16 protein-coding genes and 1 tRNA gene are annotated in these 18,560 nt (G+C 68.9%); 4 read left to right on the forward strand and 13 right to left on the reverse strand.

The window, feature by feature from the left end; all coding sequences use genetic code 11:
- Nucleotides 1-8: 8 nt before the first annotated feature.
- The 8 genes from ACZYYX_RS14935 to ACZYYX_RS14970 all read right to left on the reverse strand — a co-directional run bounded on the left by ACZYYX_RS14935 (nt 9) and on the right by ACZYYX_RS14970 (nt 7,176).
- Nucleotides 9-680, reverse strand: a complete 672-nt coding sequence (locus ACZYYX_RS14935) for an LpqN/LpqT family lipoprotein (protein ID WP_463815295.1) — start codon at nt 678-680, stop codon at nt 9-11.
- On the reverse strand, nt 677-1,018 hold the full coding sequence (gene arsC, locus ACZYYX_RS14940; RefSeq protein WP_463815296.1) for an arsenate reductase (glutaredoxin): 342 nt from the start codon (nt 1,016-1,018) through the stop codon (nt 677-679). The genes ACZYYX_RS14935 and arsC overlap by 4 nt, the downstream gene beginning before the upstream one ends.
- Complete coding sequence (locus ACZYYX_RS14945; RefSeq protein ID WP_335330756.1) at nt 1,015-1,995, reverse strand: ribose-phosphate diphosphokinase; 981 nt, start codon at nt 1,993-1,995, stop codon at nt 1,015-1,017. The genes arsC and ACZYYX_RS14945 overlap by 4 nt, the downstream gene beginning before the upstream one ends.
- Before the next feature lie 104 nt (nt 1,996-2,099).
- Nucleotides 2,100-3,554: a bifunctional UDP-N-acetylglucosamine diphosphorylase/glucosamine-1-phosphate N-acetyltransferase GlmU gene (gene glmU, locus ACZYYX_RS14950; protein ID WP_463815297.1), complete on the reverse strand. Its 1,455-nt coding sequence runs from the start codon at nt 3,552-3,554 to the stop codon at nt 2,100-2,102.
- 94 nt (nt 3,555-3,648) lie between these two features.
- Nucleotides 3,649-3,720: transfer RNA gene (locus ACZYYX_RS14955), tRNA-Gln, on the reverse strand.
- A 25-nt stretch (nt 3,721-3,745) separates the two neighbouring features.
- Nucleotides 3,746-4,219, reverse strand: coding sequence for a GreA/GreB family elongation factor (locus ACZYYX_RS14960; protein WP_463815298.1), 474 nt, complete (start codon nt 4,217-4,219; stop codon nt 3,746-3,748).
- A gap of 91 nt (nt 4,220-4,310) precedes the next feature.
- Entirely contained in the window at nt 4,311-5,567 is a 1,257-nt protein-coding gene (locus ACZYYX_RS14965; RefSeq protein ID WP_463815299.1) for an NAD(P)/FAD-dependent oxidoreductase, read from the reverse strand.
- Nucleotides 5,568-5,679: 112 nt separating this feature from the next.
- Nucleotides 5,680-7,176: a PucR family transcriptional regulator gene (locus ACZYYX_RS14970; RefSeq protein ID WP_463815300.1), complete on the reverse strand. Its 1,497-nt coding sequence runs from the start codon at nt 7,174-7,176 to the stop codon at nt 5,680-5,682.
- Between the two features lie 87 nt (nt 7,177-7,263).
- Here ACZYYX_RS14970 and ACZYYX_RS14975 point away from each other — a divergent pair, with 87 nt between their 5' ends.
- Genes ACZYYX_RS14975 through ACZYYX_RS14985 form a run of 3 tightly spaced genes read left to right on the forward strand, consistent with a single transcriptional unit; the run spans nt 7,264 to nt 12,523 of the window.
- Nucleotides 7,264-7,857: a TetR/AcrR family transcriptional regulator gene (locus ACZYYX_RS14975; protein WP_335330772.1), complete on the forward strand. Its 594-nt coding sequence runs from the start codon at nt 7,264-7,266 to the stop codon at nt 7,855-7,857.
- A gap of 53 nt (nt 7,858-7,910) precedes the next feature.
- Complete coding sequence (gene mfd / locus ACZYYX_RS14980) at nt 7,911-11,549, forward strand: transcription-repair coupling factor (protein WP_463815301.1); 3,639 nt, start codon at nt 7,911-7,913, stop codon at nt 11,547-11,549.
- Nucleotides 11,546-12,523, forward strand: a complete 978-nt coding sequence (locus ACZYYX_RS14985; protein WP_463815302.1) for a nucleoside triphosphate pyrophosphohydrolase — start codon at nt 11,546-11,548, stop codon at nt 12,521-12,523. The genes mfd and ACZYYX_RS14985 overlap by 4 nt, the downstream gene beginning before the upstream one ends.
- Nucleotides 12,524-12,547: 24 nt before the next feature.
- Here the strand turns inward: ACZYYX_RS14985 and ACZYYX_RS14990 are convergent, their stop codons facing one another.
- From ACZYYX_RS14990 to efeU, 5 genes are all read right to left on the reverse strand, one after another.
- Nucleotides 12,548-13,456, reverse strand: a complete 909-nt coding sequence (locus ACZYYX_RS14990; RefSeq protein WP_463815303.1) for an SDR family NAD(P)-dependent oxidoreductase — start codon at nt 13,454-13,456, stop codon at nt 12,548-12,550.
- Entirely contained in the window at nt 13,453-14,082 is a 630-nt protein-coding gene (locus ACZYYX_RS14995; protein ID WP_463815304.1) for a TetR/AcrR family transcriptional regulator, read from the reverse strand. Before ACZYYX_RS14995 ends, ACZYYX_RS14990 begins: the two co-directional genes overlap by 4 nt.
- Nucleotides 14,083-14,225: 143 nt before the next feature.
- On the reverse strand, nt 14,226-15,536 hold the full coding sequence (efeB, locus tag ACZYYX_RS15000; protein ID WP_463815305.1) for an iron uptake transporter deferrochelatase/peroxidase subunit: 1,311 nt from the start codon (nt 15,534-15,536) through the stop codon (nt 14,226-14,228).
- The gene (gene efeO / locus ACZYYX_RS15005; RefSeq protein ID WP_463815306.1) at nt 15,517-16,674 is read right to left on the reverse strand and encodes an iron uptake system protein EfeO; all 1,158 of its coding nucleotides are present in this window, start codon (nt 16,672-16,674) and stop codon (nt 15,517-15,519) included. Before efeO ends, efeB begins: the two co-directional genes overlap by 20 nt.
- Nucleotides 16,671-17,594 (reverse strand): iron uptake transporter permease EfeU, encoded by a 924-nt coding sequence (efeU, locus tag ACZYYX_RS15010; protein ID WP_463815307.1) that lies wholly within the window; start codon nt 17,592-17,594, stop codon nt 16,671-16,673. The genes efeO and efeU overlap by 4 nt, the downstream gene beginning before the upstream one ends.
- Nucleotides 17,595-17,761: 167 nt before the next feature.
- Here efeU and ACZYYX_RS15015 point away from each other — a divergent pair, with 167 nt between their 5' ends.
- The gene (locus ACZYYX_RS15015) at nt 17,762-18,511 is read left to right on the forward strand and encodes a lytic transglycosylase domain-containing protein (RefSeq protein ID WP_463815308.1); all 750 of its coding nucleotides are present in this window, start codon (nt 17,762-17,764) and stop codon (nt 18,509-18,511) included.
- Nucleotides 18,512-18,560: the final 49 nt, after the last annotated feature.

Raw genomic sequence — 18,560 nt, forward strand, 5'->3', positions numbered from 1 at the left:
AGGCGCACTCAGCGTGCGGGCGGTGCGGGGACCTTCACCGTGAAGCCCCTGATCACGGCCTCGATGTCGGCCGCCTCCTCAGCCGCCTTGTCGGCGAATCCCGTCACGGTGAACTGGATGAGGTAGCGCTGCTTCTTCGGCGCGGCCCCGGTGGCGATGACGATGCGGTTGTAGCTGTGCATCCGCGCGCCGTTGAGGTCGTAGCTGCCTTCGATCATCGATGAGGGGAAGCCGTCGAAGTCCGTCGTGGCGGCGCCCAGCTGGCGGAAGTTCTGGCTCATCTGCGCGTCGACGTTCGCGTGGGTGAGCGCTTCGGCGATGTTGAAATTCCCGGTCAGCTCGAACATCATCAGCATCGCGGTCGGGTAGGTGTCGCCCTTGGCGATCATCCGGGTGCCGGGCGCGAGGTTGGTGTTCTGGTAGGGATGCCAGCCCGGCGGGGTCGGCATGGTCACCGTCAGATCGGTCACCCTGTCGGGGGCGACAGGTTGGCCGGTCACCCCGGCCTGTTCGAGGAACGCGGCGATGGGGACCGGCGCCGCGGGCCCGTTCGACGCTTGCGGGGACGGGGCGGGTGCGCTCGTCGTCGACCAGACCGCTTGGTAGTCAGGGGCTTCCGGCGTGCACGCGGTCAGGGTCAGCGCTGCGGCGGCCGCCGCGAACACTCGTCGCGCTGTCACAGGATCTCGCGAACGCGCTCCAGCGGGCGGGCCAGCCGGGTGCCCTTGGTGGTCACGACGAACGGCCGCTCGATCAGGACCGGATGCTCCACCATCGCGTCGAGCAGCTCGTCGTCGGACGCCGAGGCCAGCCCGAGTTCGGTGTAGAGCGATTCGCGGGTGCGCACGGCCGCGCGGACGTCGATGCCGGCGTCGGAGATCATCGCCGCCAGCTCGCTGCGCGTCGGCGGGTTCTTGAGGTAGAGCACCACCTCGGGTTCGATTCCGCCGTCGCGCAACATCTCCAGCGCCTTGCGCGACGTGGTGCATCGCGGGTTGTGCAGGATGCGCGCGCTCATGCCGATCCGTCGAAGAGCCCTGTCACCGAGCCGTTTTCGAACACCGCGCGGATCGTGTTGGCCAGCAGCGGAGCGATGGACAGAACGGTCAGCTGCGGGAACATCTTGTCTTCGCCGATCGGAAGCGTGTTGGTCACGATGACCTCACGGGCCCCGCTGTCGGCGAGACGTTCGCGCGCCGGGTCGGAGAGCACGCCGTGGGTGGCGGCGATGATCACGTCGCCCGCGCCGTCCTGCTTGAGCAGCTTCACCGCCCCGGCGATGGTGCCGCCGGTGTCGATCATGTCGTCGGTCAGGATGCAGGTCTTGCCGCGCACGTCGCCGACCACGCGATTGGACTTGACCTGGTTGGGCACCAGCGGGTCGCGCGTCTTGTGGATGAAGGCCAGCGGGACACCGCCGAGGCTGTCGGCCCACTTCTCGGCGACGCGGACGCGGCCGGAGTCGGGGGAGACGACGACCATGTCGTGGTCGGCATAGTTCTCACCGATGTAGCCGCACAGCAGCTTCTGCGCTCGCATGTGGTCGACGGGACCGTCGAAGAAGCCCTGGATCTGGTCGGTGTGCAGGTCGACGGTGACGATGCGGTCGGCGCCGGCCGTCTTGTAGAGGTCGGCGACCAGACGTGCGGAGATGGGCTCGCGGCCGCGGTGCTTCTTGTCCTGACGCGCATAGGGATAGAACGGCAGGATCGCGGTGATCCGCTTGGCGCTGCCGCGCTTGAGCGCGTCGATCATGATCAGCTGTTCCATCAGCCACGTGTTCAGCGGCGCGGGATGGCTCTGCAACACGAACGCGTCGCTGCCTCGCACCGATTCGTCGAAGCGGACGAAGATCTCGCCGTTGGCGAAGTCGCGTGCGGTCTGCGCGGTGACCGGAACGTCGAGTTCCTTGGCGACCTGCTCGGCGAGTTCGGGGTGCGCCCGACCCGAGAAGAGCATCAGGTTCTTGCGGTTGTCGGTCCAGTCGTGGCTCACGGGCTGCCCTCGGCTTCTCGCAGTCGATTCTCGGGCCATCGTACGTAGCGGGGTCGCGCGCACGTCGGCGGGTTACCAGAATGCCAATAATCGGCGACGAATTGCTACTCGCCGGTAGTTTCGGCTGCTGCGCGCGCTGCTGCTGCCGCGTTCGCAGCCGCGCTGCCGGGTCGTTTCCGTTCCACCCAACCCTCGATCGTGCGCTGCGGGCCCGCCGACACCGCGAGTGCGCCCGGCGGCACGTCGTCGCGCACCACCGTGCCCGCGCCCGTGTACGCCCCGTCGCCGATCGTGACCGGAGCGACGAACATCGTGTCCGAGCCGGTGCGCACGTGGGAGCCGATCGTCGTCCGGCTCTTGGTCTCGCCGTTGTAGTTGACGAACACGCTCGAGGCGCCGATGTTGCTGTGCTCACCGATGTCCGCGTCGCCGACGTAGGTCAGGTGCGGCACTTTCGTGCCGGTGCCGATCGTCGCGTTCTTGGCTTCGACGAACGCGCCCAGCTTGCCGTCGTCGCCCAGGACCGTGCCGGGGCGCAGGTAGGTGAACGGTCCGACGGTGGAGCCGGCGCCGATGACCGACTCCGAGCCGTGGGTGCGCACCACCGAGGCTCCGTCGCCGACGGTGACATCGGTCAGTGTGCTGTCGGGTCCGATCTCGCACCGCGCGCCGACCGCAGTCGCCCCCAACAGTTGGGTTCCTGGGCGCACCACGGTGTCGAGCCCGATCGTGACGTCGACGTCGATCCACGTCGTGGCCGGATCGACGACGGTCACTCCGTTGCGCTGGTGGGCCGCGACGACGCGCCGGTTCAGTTCGGCGCCGAGCGCGGCCAACTGCACGCGGTCGTTGACGCCGGCCACCAACGCTGCGTCGTCGATGTGCTGGCCGAGGACGGGTAGGCCGTCGCCGCGCACGATCGCGAACACGTCGGTGAGGTAGAGCTCGTGCTGGGCGTTGTCGGAGCGCAACCGGCTCAGCGCCGAGCGCAGCTCTTCCGCGTCGAACGCGTACACCCCGGCGTTGACCTCGTGGATGGCCTGCTGTGCCGGGGTGGCGTCGGCCTGCTCGACGATGCCGATCACCTCGCCGTCCTGGGTACGCAGGATGCGGCCGTAGCCGGTGGCGTCGGCCAGTGTCGTCGTGAGCACGGTGGCCGCGGCTCCGGCCGCGCTGTGGGCGGCGATCAGCTGGTCCAGCGTGTGGGAGTTCAGCAGCGGCACGTCGCCGGAGGTGACGACCACGACTCCGGTGAAGTCCTCGGGCAGCGCGGACAGCCCGCAGGCGACGGCGTGCCCGGTGCCCCGCTGTTCCTCCTGCACGGCGATCTCGACCCGGCGGCCGATGGTCTCGCCGATCTGCAGCGCGGCCGGGGCGACCCGTTCGCGATCCTTGCCGACGATCGCCACCAGGTGCGTCGGCCCGACCCCGGCGACGGCGTGCAGGGCGTGGGACAGCATGCTGCGCCCGCCGAGGGCGTGTAGCACTTTGGGTGTGTCGGACTTCATCCGCGTGCCGGCTCCCGCGGCGAGGATGAGGACGGCTGCGTCACGCGTCATCGCGGCTCCTGCCTGTCGAGTGTGCAGGTTCATCCGGGACACGCCGGCTGCGCCGTATCGATCCGCACAGTCGCAGCGGTGAGCTCTCGTGACGCTCCGTCGCCAGGACTCGAACCTGAACTATCTGAACCAAAATCAGAGGTGCTGCCGATTACACCACGACGGATCGGTGACGAGATACGCGTGCGACTTTAGCCCATCGCGTGGTCGGCCCCCTGCCCTGCGAAGCGGTGCTGACCGAACGGAACGGCCGCCAACAGAGTGACTCCGACAGTGCGTCCCGTCGGCAGCCGATACATGCAGCGGCTGCCGGGTGTCGCGCCGAGCAGAGCGCTGCCGAGCGGCGACGCGGCGGTGCAGACATCGAGCTCGTCGTCGGTGGTGCCGACGGTGCCGAGCAGGAACGTCTCGTTCTCGTCAGTGTCATCGAAGCGGACGGTGAGCACCATGCCGGGCTCGGCGACTCCGTCGTCGGGCGGGGTCTGGGCGTCTGCCGATCGGCTGAGCAGTTCGTGGATGTCGCGGATGCGCTGCTTGCGCGCCAGCCAGGCGTCGACGAGCTCGCCGGTGCGGTCGGAGCCGGAGCGTGGCACCGTTAGCAGCTCGGCCAACTCGGCCTCCAGGGCGGTGCGGGTGTGTGGCGTCATCCAGACAGTGCTGGTCATGGGGTGTCCTTCCGGAGGTGGGGGATCGTCGTCAGGGGCGGGTCACGGCACCGCCCCTGACGACCGGTGGAACCCTCGTGACGAGGGTGGGTCAGCGTCTGCGCAGCGGGTCGAAGGCGCGCGCCGCCTCGGGCACCTTGCCCGTGACGATCTGTTCGGCGAGGAGACGTCCGGTGGCGGGGCCGTGCGCCAGCCCCCACATGCCGTGCCCACCGGCCACGTACACGCCGCGGTCGAGCTGGCCGATCAACGGAATGCCGTCGTCGGTCACAGGCCGCGAGCCGACCCACACATCAGTGCGGTCGTGCCAGCGGACCCCGTCGAGCAGTGGTGCGGCTGCCGCGACGATCGCGTCGACGCGAGGGATCGACAGCGCCTCGTCGGGACGACGGAATTCCATGGTCCCGGCGACCCGCAGCCTTCCCCGGTAGGGCGTGCACGCCACCCGCGCCTCGGGCAGGTAGATGGGTCCCGGCAGCGGCCGCTCCACCGGCACGGTGAACGAGTAGCCGCGCCCTGCCTGCAGCGCCACCCGCACCCGACGGTCGGTCAGCGCGGGCAGCCAGGCGCCGGCGGCGAGCACCGCGGCGTCGGCCCGCAGCGGTTCTGCCCCTCTGAGGTGCACCTGCACCCCGGCGCCGTCGGGGGAGACGCCGAGGGTCTCTGCGGTGTGCAGCACGGCGCCCCGCGCGGCGACGGCGCGGCCGAGCGCGGTGGTGAAACGGCCGGGGTCGACGAAGCGCTGACCCGCGATGTCGACCACTGTCGCGACGTTCGGCGAGGCCAGCGGCATGCGTTCGCGCAGCGCGGCGCCGGTCAGGATCTCGACCGCGGTCGGTCGACCGGTCAGCCAGCCGTGCAGATCGCGGCCGAATGCGGCCGCGCGATCGGCGTCGCGGAACGCCACCGAGATCGACGTATCGGTCACCGGGGCGTCGACACCGTTGGACACCAGCACGTCGAACGTCTCGATCGCTTCGTCGTTGAGCACCGCACCGGCATCCGCGGCGCGCTGCCAGGGGCCGGGACGGCAGTGCGCGGCGAACCGCACGAGGAAGCGCGCCCGCGACATGTCGGCCCGCAGCGGGATGTGCAGCGGAGCCGAGGGGTCGGCGAGTGCGTGTAGCCCCTCGCGCAGCACGGACGGCGAGTTCAGCGGCGTGGTCAGCGCGGGCGAGACCCAGCCGGCGTTACCCCACGACGCGCCCGCGGCCACCCCTGTGCGGTCGACGACCGTCACGTCGACGCCTCGCTCCTGCAGGAACCACGCCGTCGACAGGCCGACGATGCCCGCGCCGACGACCACGACCGATCGGGGACCGCCGTCCATCCCTGACCTGGCCCACATGACGTCCTCCTGTTCGATGACCGTGAGTCCATGGTCAGCCGGAAAGGACAGCCGGGTGTTGTGCTGGGGCGACAATCGGGCAGCGCCGAACTGTCGGCGCTCGACAAGCGAGTCAGTCGTGCACAGCGAGCTCGATCATCATCGCGAACCTCTTGTCGGCGTCGTCGAGATGCAGATCGGTGAGCTCGGCCATCCGTCGCATGCGGTAGCGGACGGTGTTCTCGTGCACGCCCAGCCGCGCAGCGATGCGGGCCGGATCGCCGCGCTCCTGCAGCCAGGCCCGCAACGTCGCCTCGTACGCCGTGCCGTGCTCCGCGTCGTGGGTCCGGAGTTCGGCGACGGCGCCGCGGTGCGGATTGCGGCCCGCGTTCGCGGCCGAGCGCAGGCGCTGCAGGACGACGTCGTTCCACGATTCGTCGTAGGCGGGTGCGACGGCAGAGCCGGTGTTCTCCTGCAGCGCGAGGCATTCGTCGGCCTCGGTGCGTGCCGCGGCCAGGTCGCCGGCAGTCGCGGGCGCGCTGATCCCGGCCTGCACGCGTAGTTGCGGCGGCAGCGCGCTGATCAGCTCCTGCACCCAGGCGCGGGCGACGGCTGCCTCGTCCGCGGCGAGCACGGTGTAGACGGTGGTGGCGGCCAACGCGCTACGGGACGGACGGGACCAGCCGAAACCGGATGTCGCCCGCTCGAAGGCCTGCAGCAGCGCCGCGTGTCGCCGGCCGCCGTCGTGGGCACGCAGCGCGATCACCCGCAGCGCCGCGGGCGGCAGCCCGAGCCGGCTGGCCAGCGTCGCTGCGTCAGGTGTTCCCTCGAGCAGCCGGATCACCAGCTCGGACTCCACCTGACGTTCCAGGTCGGCGCTGGCACGCGATCGCAGCAGGTGCAGCGCGACGGTGTGCGCCGCATCGCTGAGTGCGCGCAGCCGCGCGCCGGTCAACGGTTCGGGGCAGGCCACCCACACGGAGCCGAGCAGGTGCTTGCCGGCGCGTACCGCCACGACCATGCGTCCCGTACGGCCGGTGCTCGGGTCGGCGGGCACGAACACCGGCTCGTCAGAGGTCGACAGATGCTCGAACACGCCGGCGAAGGTCTCTCGGACATCGGCCGACGCCTGCCGGGCCAGGATCGTCGCGACCCGCGGCGGATCGGCATCGCGCTGATCGCGGGAGAACGCCAGCACCTGCGAGCGCCGGTCCTCGATCACGAGCGCGCCGCCCACCGCCGCGGCCAGGCTGTCGGCGAGGGCGAACAGGTCGGTCGGCCCGCGTCCGGACTCCGTTTCGCGACCTTCCAGCACGAGGCCGTACACGATCGCGGCGACGTCGCTCCACGGCACCGCCGGGTCGACCACCAGCACCGCCATGCCCTCGGCGTCACCGGCGTCCGTGCGGCGGGTCAGGACGACGACCGACCCCGCGGCACCGGCCCACTGCAGCGCCTCGGCGCCCGTCGTCGCTCCGACGGCGAGCAGCACGTCGCCGGGCACCGTGCGACCGTCGACGGTCTCGGGCAGCACGACGCTGCGCAGTTCGGTCGAGCGGTCCGCCGAGCCGGCGTGCCAGCGGACGCCGTACCCGCCGAGAACGTTGATCAGCCGATCCAGCGTGATCACGGAGCTTGACGGTACGCGGAGGTGCCGCGGTTTACCCTGAACGGCGTGCCAGCTCCCGACAAGGACGTGCGCGCCCCGCGCGCCAGGATGACCGGTAGCGAGCGTCGTCAGCAGCTCATCGAGATCGCGAAGTCGCTGTTCGCCGAGCGCGGTTTCGACGGCACGTCGATCGAGGAGATCGCGTTGCGGGCCAACGTCTCCAAGCCCGTCGTCTACGAGCATTTCGGCGGCAAGGAGGGTCTGTACGCCGTCGTCGTCGACCGTGAGATGTCGGCGCTGCTGGACGGCATCACGTCGTCGTTGACCAACAACCGGTCCCGGGTGCGCCTGGAGCGGGTCGCGCTGGCGCTGCTGACCTACGTCGAGGAGCACACGGACGGGTTCCGCATCCTGATCCGCGATTCGCCGGCGAGCATCACCGCGGGCACGTACTCGACGCTGCTCAACGACGCGGTCAACCAGGTGTCGTCGATACTGGCCGGAGACTTCTCGCGCCGCGGCCTCGATGCCGACCTCGCGCCGCTGTACGCGCAGGCGCTCGTCGGCTCGGTGTCGATGTCGGCGCAGTGGTGGCTCGACACACGCGAGCCGAAGAAAGAAGTGGTAGCCGCGCATCTGGTGAACCTGATGTGGAACGGCCTGACCCATCTCGAGGCCGACCCGCAACTGCGGGGGGAGTAGCCGCCTCGGCCGGTTCGGTCGCGACGCCGCCGGGGCCTACGATGGAAGCCATCATGACCGTATCGGGGACCCTTCATGTCCACACCCCGATCGCGGGCCTCGTCGACCTGGCACTGCGCGACCCCTCTCTGCAGGAAGTCACCCGCCGCGCCGCCGACCGGCCCGCCGATCTCGACCTCGTCGGACCTGCCAGCGCGCGGGTCTTCGTGGCGGCTGCGCTCGCGCAGACCGGCCCGGTGCTGGCCGTCACCGCAACCGGCCGCGAGGCCGACGACCTGACCGCCGAACTCACGGGCGTCTTCGGCGACGCCGTCGCGATGTTCCCGTCCTGGGAGACGCTGCCGCACGAGCGGCTCTCACCCGGCGTCGACACCGTCGGCGCCCGGATGATGGTGCTGCGCCGGCTCACCCGTCCCGAAGACGCGCGGCTGGGTCCGCCGCTGCGCGTGCTCGTGACGACGGCTCGCTCGCTGCTGCAGCCGATGGCGCCCGATCTGGCCGCGGTCGAACCCGTGACGCTGACGGTCGGGGAGGACTCCGACTTCGACGGGACCGTCGCGCGGCTGGTCGATCTGGCCTACACGCGTGTCGACATGGTCGCCAAGCGCGGGGAGTTCGCCGTGCGCGGCGGCATCCTCGATCTCTTCCCCCCGACAGCCGAGCACCCTGTGCGCGTGGAGTTCTGGGGCGACGAGGTCTCCGAGATGCGGATGTTCGCGGTCGCCGATCAGCGGTCCATCCCCGAGATCGACGTCTCGACGGTGATCGCCGTGCCGTGCCGGGAGGTGTTGCTGACCTCCGAGGTGCGGGAGCGGGCCGCGGTGCTGGCCGTGGAGCATCCGGTACTGGAGAACGGGGTGCCGGGCAGCGTGCCCGACATGTTGGCCAAGCTCTCCGAGGGCATCCCCGTCGACGGGATGGAGGCGCTGCTGCCGCTGCTGAAGCCGGTCGGTCTGGTGACGCTGCCCTCGTTGCTTCCCCCGGGGACGCCGCTGCTGATCTGCGATCCGGAGAAGGTACGCAGTCGTGCCGCCGATCTGATCAAGACGGGTCAAGAGTTCCTCGAGGCGTCGTGGTCGACGGCTGCCGTCGGTGGTGACGCCCCGATCGACCTCGAGGCGCTGGGTGCCTCCGGGTTCGTCCCGTTCGACGAGGGCCGCGACACGGCGCGCGCGGGTGGGCACCCGTGGTGGACGTTGAGCCAGCTCGACAGCGGCGCCGACGAGCCGGTGCGCCTCGACATCCGCCCCGCACCGTCGGCGCGGGGCCAACAGCACAACCTCAGCGAGATCTTCGCGATGCTGCGCGCTCACGTCGCGACCGGCGGCTACGGCGTCGTCGTCACCCCGGGCACCGGAACCTGCATGCGGGTGGTCGAGCAGCTCGGCGAAGCCGACACGGCCGCAACGATTCTCGAGCCCGGCGCAGTGCCGCGCGAGGGCGTGGTCGGGGTCATGAAGGGCCCGCTGCACGACGGTGTGGTGATGCCGGGCGCGAGTCTGGTGGTGATCACCGAAGCCGACCTGACCGGCAACCGCGTCGCGGCGACCGAAGGCAGGAAGCTCGCCGCCAAACGGCGCAACGTCGTCGACCCACTGGCGCTGACCGCCGGTGATCTCGTGGTGCACGACCAGCACGGCATCGGACGCTTCGTCGAGATGACCGAGCGGGTGGTCGGTGGTGCCCGGCGCGAGTACCTGGTGCTGGAGTACGCCTCGGCCAAACGCGGCGGTGGCACGGACAAGCTGTATGTGCCGATGGATTCGCTGGACCAGCTCTCGCGCTACGTCGGCGGAGAAGCGCCGACATTGTCGCGGCTCGGGGGCAGCGATTGGGCGAACACGAAAACCAAAGCGCGCCGGGCGGTTCGGGAGATCGCCGCGGAACTGGTCACGCTGTACGCCAAGCGGCAGGCCTCACCTGGTCACGCATTCGCGCCGGACACCCCGTGGCAGATCGAGATGGAAGACGCCTTCGGGTTCACCGAGACGGTGGATCAGCTCACCGCGATCACCGAGGTGAAGTCGGACATGGAGAAGCCGGTCCCGATGGACCGGGTGATCTGTGGCGACGTCGGATACGGCAAGACCGAGATCGCGGTGCGTGCAGCGTTCAAGGCGGTGCAGGACGGCAAGCAGGTCGCGGTGCTGGTGCCCACGACGCTGCTCGCCGATCAGCACCTGCAGACGTTCAGTGCACGCATGGCCGGTTTCCCCGTCACGGTGAAAGGACTGTCGCGCTTCACATCCGGAGCTGAATCCAAGGCCGTGATGGAGGGCATGAAGGACGGCTCGGTCGACATCGTGATCGGCACCCACCGGCTGCTGCAGACCGGGGTGACGTGGAAGGACCTCGGCTTGGTCGTCGTCGACGAGGAACAGCGCTTCGGTGTCGAGCACAAGGAGCACATCAAGTCGATGCGCACGCACGTCGACGTGCTGACGATGAGCGCGACCCCGATACCGCGCACCCTGGAGATGAGCCTGGCCGGGATTCGCGAGATGTCGACGATCCTCACCCCGCCGGAAGAACGCTATCCGGTGCTGACGTACGTCGGCCCGCACGACGACAAGCAGGTGGCGGCGGCGCTGCGTCGCGAGATGCTGCGCGACGGGCAGGCGTTCTACATCCACAACCGCGTGCGCTCGATCGACCAGGCCGCCGCGCGGGTGCGCCAGCTGGTGCCCGAGGCGCGGGTGGTGGTCGCGCACGGTCAGATGCCCGAGGAGCAGCTCGAGAAGACGGTCGAGGGGTTCTGGAACCGCGAGTTCGACATCCTGGTGTGCACGACGATCGTCGAGACGGGCCTGGACATCTCGAACGCCAACACGTTGATCGTCGAGCGTGCCGACACGTTCGGTCTGTCGCAGCTGCACCAGCTACGGGGCCGCGTCGGCCGTTCCCGCGAGCGCGGTTACGCGTATTTCCTGTATCCGCCGGAGGTTCCGCTGACCGAGACGGCGTACGACCGGCTCGCCACCATCGCGCAGAACAACGACCTCGGGGCGGGCATGGCGGTCGCGATGAAGGACCTCGAGATCCGCGGCGCGGGCAACGTGCTGGGCGCCGAGCAGTCCGGTCACGTGGCGGGCGTGGGGTTCGACCTGTACGTGCGGCTCGTCGGCGAGGCGGTCGAGGCCTACCGCGCCGCGGCAGACGGGAAAACCGTTCTCTCACCGGAAGAGCCGAAGGAGGTCCGGATCGATCTGCCTGTCGACGCGCATCTGCCGCCGGACTACATCGGCAGTGATCGGCTCCGTCTGGAGGCGTATCGCCGGCTGGCCGCTGCCGCCGACGATGCGGCGGTCGACTCGGTGATCGAGGAGCTCGTCGACCGCTACGGTCCGCTGCCCGAGCCGGCCCTTCTGCTGGTCGCGGTGGCCCGGCTGAGGCTGCTGGCCCGGGCGTTCGGGGTGACCGAGGTGGGCGCGCCGTCGGGTTCGACGGTGCGTATTTCGCCTCTGACGCTTCCGGATTCGGCGCAGCTGCGGCTCAAGCGGCTCTACTCCGGCGCCAACTATCGCGCCACCACGTCGACCGTGCAGGTCCCGATTCCGCGGGCCGGCAGCGGGGTGGGGGCGCCGCGCATCCGGGATCTCGAGCTGATCGCGTTCGTGGCGGGGCTGCTCGTGGCCATCGCGGGGGACGGGCAGGCGCCGGTCGACATCGCGAAATTCGGAGGTGGCGCATGACGGTCGTGCTGGTGGATCCGCGCCGCCCGTCGCTGGTGCCGATCGAGGCCATCGATCTGCTGGCCGGGGATGTGCAGTACACCGAGGAGATGCCGGTCAAGGTGCCGTGGTCGCTGCCGTCGGCACGCCCCGCCTACAGCGGCGATCCCGCGCCGACGCTGCTGTCGTCCGACCGTGAGCACCCGTCGGTCGCCGCGCGGATCGCGGCGGGGGAGCGGGTGATCGCCGCGCCGGCGCCGCAGCCCGGGGAGCACCTGGTGGATGCGGTCGTGATGATGGACAAGCTGCGCACCGCCGGGCCGTGGGAGAGCGAGCAGACCCATGACTCGCTGCGGCGCTATCTGCTCGAGGAGACTTACGAGCTGTTCGACGCGGTGCACGGCGGCGATCTGACCGAGCTGCGCGACGAGCTCGGAGATGTGTTGCTGCAGGTTCTCTTTCACGCGCGCATCGCCGAGGACGCGCCACAGGATGCGTTCGGTATCGACGATGTCGCCGACGCGTTGGTGCGCAAACTCGGCAACCGCGTGCCGGCTGTGCTGGCGGGCAAGTCGATCTCGCTGGAAGATCAGCTGGCGCAGTGGGAAGCGCGCAAGGCGTTGGAGAAGTCTGCGCGGGAGTCGATCATGGACGACATCCCGACGGCCCAGCCCGCGTTGGCGTTGGCGCAGAAGGTTCTCGCGCGTGCCGAGGGTGCCGGCTTCCCGGCCGAGCTGGTGCCCGACGAGCTCACCTGGATCACTGTCAGCGCCGACTTCGATGCCGAGAACGCCTTGCGCACAGCGGTTCTGGAGTTCATGGACGACGTGCGGACCGCCGAGCGTGCGGCCGCGGCTGCCCGCCGGGGTGACGACGTGGCCGAGGAGCTCGACGGTGGCCCGCGCGGTGCCATTTCCCCCGACGAGTGGCGCGCCCACTGGCCCCACGAAGTATTCGACGCCCAAACCGACGAACGGGCGCAAGACGTCGAGTAGATCACGCCATTTCGTCGAGTTCGATCACGCACTCGCGGTGGCCACCAACTGCTCACTCGTCGTCCACAGGTCCAGCGCCTTGGCCGTGTCGTAGGAGTCCGCCGATGACCCGATGGGGCGCTTGCCCTCGTAATAGGTTCCGGTGACGCCCTCGTAGCGCGCGTCGTGCACCAGGGCCGCCAGCCGCCGGCCCGACGTCGCGATGCTGTTGACGTTGGGTAGGACGCGAAGAGCCGGAAAGGCGTAGCGCCACAGCAGCTTTTGTGCGGGGGAGTACTCCCGTGCCAACCCCGATCCTGGCATCAGACCCGGGTCGAACGCCGTCACGGTGACACCGCGGGCGCCCTGGGCGAGCCTGCGGTCGAGTTCGTAGGCGAACAGCATGTTGCACAACTTCGACGTGGTGTACCGCCGTCGCCCGTCCTTGTCGTCCGGGTCGCCCGGTCGTGCCAGCTCCTTGGCCGAGGTGTACAGCGGATGGGGCATGCCGCCGGTGAACTTCGTCGGATCGTGGGTGCCGCTGCTGACGATCACGATGCGCGCGGGCGCAGCGAGCTGGTCGAGAAGGCTTGTGACCAAGGCGAAGTGGCCCAGGTGGTTGACGCCGAACGTCATCTCCACTCCGTCGGCTGTGCTCTGGCTGACGTCGACCACCTGTAGGCCTGCATTGCAGACGATGGCGTGCAAGGGCGGCAGATCGGCGCGGGTGAATGCGTCGACGAATTCGTCGACTGATCGCAGCGAGGCGAGGTCGCAAGGGAGGACGGTGCATCGATGGAGGGCGCCGAGCGCGTCTACGGCGGCCATTCCGCGGGCCGGGTCGCGCACAGCGAACACCAGATGCCAGGTCGGGTCGTCGGCGAGGATGGCGCGGGCACATTCGAGGCCGAGTCCCGCGCTGGCGCCGGTGATGACGACCGATCGTGATGTCATGTCTCCTCCAAGAGAACGGGAATGAGGGCTCGCACGGCTTGGATCATGCGGACGTACATGCGGTCGACGTCCGTCGTTTCGGGTTCGAGGTGGTCGGCAAAGAACACCCCATCTGATACCGCGGTGGCGAATGCGGCGAGTTCGTTGACGACCTCCTCGGCGCGCTCGGGTGCGACGCCGGCCGGGATCATCGGCGCGATGGCCTCGCGGAAGCCGGCGATGGCGGTGTCACGCACCCGCCGGATGGCTGCATCGACCGCGGGGTCGGTGCTCCGCTCAAGCGACAGCATGTAGGTCAGCCGGAGGAAATCCGGATGTTGCGCAAGCAGTTTCGCTGCGGCGGCGCGTCGGGTCTCGATGTCGGGTTCGTGTGGATCGCCCGGCTCGCGTCGCGGCAGCTGAGCAAAGAAGCGATCGGCGCCGCGTTCCATGACCGCGGCCAGCACACCCTCTTTGGACCCGAAGTGCCAATAGATCGAGCTCGCGGGGAGCCCGCATTCCTTGCGGATGTGGCTGATGGACGTCGCGGCGTAGCCCTGCGCCGACATCAACCGTTCGGTGGCGTCGAGAATCTGCTCTCGCGACGTGTCTCCCTGTTGCTGGCGCTTGTTCCGGGCGGATGTCACCGCGTTCGCCTTTCTGTAAGGATCGTTCCAGACAGGCTAGCGGTGACGGCGAGTGCGCGCAATGGTGGTCGAGTTCGACGAAATGGCGGCGTGGTCTCGCGACAGTTCGCCCAAACGTCGGTTTGGGCGGAAAGGGGGAGCGCTCAGTCGAACAGCGTCGAGCCCCAGAACGTCGACGTGTCGCCCTCGCGGATTCCCGGCGGGCACGCGAACACCGCCGAGCTCGTCGGCGTCACGTACTCGTTCATCGCGTCGCTGCGAGAGATCGCATTCTGCATCGGCACGAACTGCTTGATCGGGTCCCGCACGAACGCGATGAAGAACAATCCGGCATCGAGGTGGCCGAACCCGTCGGAGCCATCGGTGAAGTTGTAACCGCGCCGCAGGATCTCGATGCCGCCGAGATTCTCCTTCGACGCGAGCCGGACATGGGCCTGCTCGTCGATCAGCGGCTTGTCCTTCTTGTCCGTCAGGGTGAAGTTCAGCTCGTCGAACTCGTCGTTCAACCCCATCGGGGCGCCGCTGCCCTTCTGCCGGCCGACGACGCGTTCCTGTTCGAGCAGCGTGGTGCGGTCCCACTGCTCGATCCGCATCCGGATGCGGCGGGCCACCAGGTAGCTACCGCCGGTCAGCCAGGCGGGCCCGTCACCGTCGGCAACCCAGACGAACTGGTTCAGTTTGTCGGTTTCGTCGGAGCGCAGGTTGGCGGTTCCGTCCTTGAAGCCGAACAGATTTCGCGGGGTGGACTGCTCGCGGGTGGTCGACGAGGTGCGTCCGAAACCGAGCTGTGAGTAGCGCACCGCGACGGTACCGAAGCCGATGCGGGCCAGGTTGCGGATCGCGTGGACGGCGACCTGCGGGTCGTTGGCGCACGCCTGCACGACGATGTCGCCGCCGCTGCGGGCAGGGTCGATCTTCTCGTTCGGGAACTTGGGCAGGTCGACCAGCTGTGCCGGCTTCTTGTCGGCGATACGGAACCGGTCCACACCGTCTTTGACGAAGAACGACGGGCCGAATCCGATCGTTAGCGTCAGCTGTGACGGCGGCAGGCCGAGCGCTTCCCCCGTGTCGGTCGGCGGCGCGTACGGGTTCTGGCCGGTGGCACCGTTTGTGAAGGCCTCCTCGCCCTGCGTCATCCGCTCGGCCATCTCGGTCCAGTCGGCCAGCATCTTGATGATGTCGTCGCGGCTGTTCGTGGTCACGTCGAACGTCGCGAAGTGCATCCGGTCCTGAGCCTCGGTGACGATGCCCGCCTGATGCTCACCGCGGAAGGGGACCGCGGTGTCCAGATGGCTGGCCGTCGCAGCCGCCGAGGCGCGGCCGGCCAGTGCCCCCGCACCGGCCGCTCCGACCACCGCGGCACCGACCCCGGCCGCGCCGAACAGCTTGCGCCTGCTCAACCCCGGACGCGTCGAATCGCGCGGGGGCGCAGGATCATTGGGGAGCGATGACACCTTGCACCTGGCTCACTTCCTTGCTCAACGCGTCGATGGCCCGCGAGAGCTCCTGGCGCTGCGGCTCGGTCACCGTGTCGTAGCTGACGAACCCGTCGCCCTTGCGGTACTGCTCGAGCATCTTCTCCACTTCGGCGAACCGCTGATCCACGCGCTTGCCCAGATCGGCGTTGCGCTCGTCGAGGATCGGCCGCACCGACGCAACCGCGGTCTGCGAGCCCTGCAGGTTGGCGTTGAAGTCCCACAGGTCGGTGTGGCTGAAGATGTCTTCTTCGCCGCTGATCTTGCTGGTGGCGATCTCGTCGAGCAGACCCTGTGCGCCGCCGGCGATCTGGGTGGAGTCGATCGTGTAGTCGGGCGCCTTCACCCCGGCGTCGAGTTCCTTGACGTCGGCAACCAACTGGTCGGCGATCGCGTTGGTGTCGGGCTGCATGCCGCTGACCCACAGGTCCTTTTCCAGCCGGTGGAACCCGGTCCACTTCTGCCCGGGCTCGAGGTCGGCTTCGCGCAGGTCGATGCGCGGGTCGAGGTCGTCGGGGAAGGACTCGGCGACGGGCTCGATGCGCTCGTAGTACGTGCGCGCCGTGGGGTACTGGGCCTTGGCGGCCTCGAGGTTGCCTGCCTTGATCGCGGCGACGAACGATTCGACGGCGGGGATCAGCGCGTCGGTCTGGCTGTTGATGTAGCGCTTGTAGTTGTCGGCGGCTTCTTTGAACTTGCCCTCGGTGTCGACCTCGACGGCGTCACCGGTGACGGTGTAGTCGGCGCGGATGCCATCGCCGATCATGCCCGGCTTGCAGGCGGTCTGGTAGGTGCCGGGCTGGGACAGCTGCACGATCAGCTTGCGCTGCAGGCCGGGGGAGATGTTCTCGACCTCGCCCATCACCCGCTCGCCCTCGCCGTAGACGTAGAACTCGGTGACCTTGTTGCCGTTGTTGGTGACGACGAAGGTGTTGGCGCCCGTCTTGCCCTCGGTGCCGGACAGCTCGCAGGAGCTGTCGGAGGCGTTGACCGTGATCTGGGCCGGCGCGTCGGTGCCCTCGGCGGCGTTGGCCGACTCTTGCTTGGCCTGGCAGCCGCTCAGCGCGAGGGCGGCGACGGCCGTACTGAGGACGGCGACAGACGGGGAGACCTTCACGTGGTGGACCTTTCGGGATCAGGGAGGGGAGATGACGGCGCCGAGCGGGTCGGCGCCGGGGTGGGACGCAGGAACAGGGTGAGGACCACGACGAGGTAGGCGAGCCAGCCGCACAGCTGCAGCACCGTCGGGGTCGGGGTGACGTTGAAGACGCCCTGCAGTACTTCGCCGTACCAGGAGGACCAGTTGAACCAGGCGGTGATGTCGAACGCTGTGGAGCCCAGCCCGGGCAGCCAGCCAACGGTCTGCAGCGCGCCGATGCCGTAGGACAGGATTCCCGCGGCGACGACGATGAGGAACACGCCGGTGTAGGTGAAGAATTTCGCGAGGTTGATGCTCAGCGCACCGCGGTACATCCCGTAGGCGATGGCGCCGGCGATCAGCACGCCGATGATCAGCCCGACCAACGGCCAGTTCGACGTCGCTTCGGCGTAGCCCACCATGAACAAGGCGGTCTCGACGCCTTCGCGACCGACCGCGAAGAAGGCGAGCAGCGCGACGGCCAGCGGGCCGGTTTCGAGTGCCTGCGCCATGTCGTTGCGCAGCTCGCCGGACATGCCGGCGGCAGCGCGGCGCATCCACAGCACCATCGTGGTGACGATGACGACGGCGATCAGCGAGGCCACTCCGGCGATGGCTTCGGCGGCCAGCCCGGAGATCGTGTTCTCGCCGAACTGGATGACCAGGAACACGGTCACCGTCATCGCGATCGCGGCACCGACTCCGAGCCATACCCACTTGAGGGCGTCGCGGCGGTCGGATTTGACGAGGAAGGCGACCAGGATCGACACGACGATCGCGGCTTCGAGGCCTTCGCGCACACCGATCAGTCCGCTGCCGAACAGCTGGGAGGTGACGTTGGGCGAGGCCGCCAGTGTGGCCGAATGCATGCTGACCGTCAGATCGGTGCTGATGCTCATCGTCGTCCTCGTTGGTGTTCAGCGTTGGCTAGCCAAAGGAAGGTTCGGCTCACCTTGGTTGGTGATGCGATTAGTGAATGTACACCGCCTGTGTCGGGCCCGGGATAGGTCTGAAGTCCTGTCGTGCGTGGCAGCATGGCTAAGACCAGATGGGGTTGAGGAGTCCGGTGACACGGGTGCGTTGGCTGCGAACGGTGGCCGTGATCGGCGCGACAGCGCTGCTCTTGGCGGCAAGCTGTTCGTGGCAGCTCGGTAACCCGATTCCCGAGGGTGTGCCACCTCCGCCGGGGGATCCCGTCCCGCAGATCGACACCTATGCCAAGGGCCGCCCGGCTGATGCCTTACACGAGTGGGCGGCCGCCCGCGCGCCCGCGCTCGGTATCCCGGTGACCGCGCTGGAGGCCTACGCATACGCCGCGCGGGTGGCCGACGTGGAAAACCCCGACTGTCACCTGAAGTGGACGACGCTGGCGGGTATCGGCCAGGTCGAAAGCCATCACGGCACGTACCGCGGCGCGGTGATCAGCCCCAACGGGGATGTCACCCCGCCCATCCGAGGCGTGCTGCTCGACGGCACGGGCGGCAATCTGGAGATCCTCGATCACGATTCGGTCAGCCACGACCCGGCCACCGAGGACAGGGGTGAGGAGCCGTTCGCACGCGCAATGGGGCCGATGCAGTTCATCCCAGAGACGTGGCGGCTCTACGGCGTCGACGCCAACAACGACGGCAAGATCAGTGCCGACAACATCGACGATGCCGCGCTGTCGGCCGCGGGATACCTGTGTTGGAGCGGCAAGGACCTGGCGACACCGCGCGGCTGGATGGACGCGTTGCACGCCTACAACCACTCGGATCAATACGCGCGGACGGTGCGCGACTGGGCAACCGCGTACGCCGAAGGACACCCGCTCTGAGAACCTCTAGGCTCAGTGCTGATCATCACGCTGAGCAGTTACGCCCGGA

The sequence above is a fragment of the Mycobacterium sp. IDUB_1 genome, from assembly GCF_055419625.1.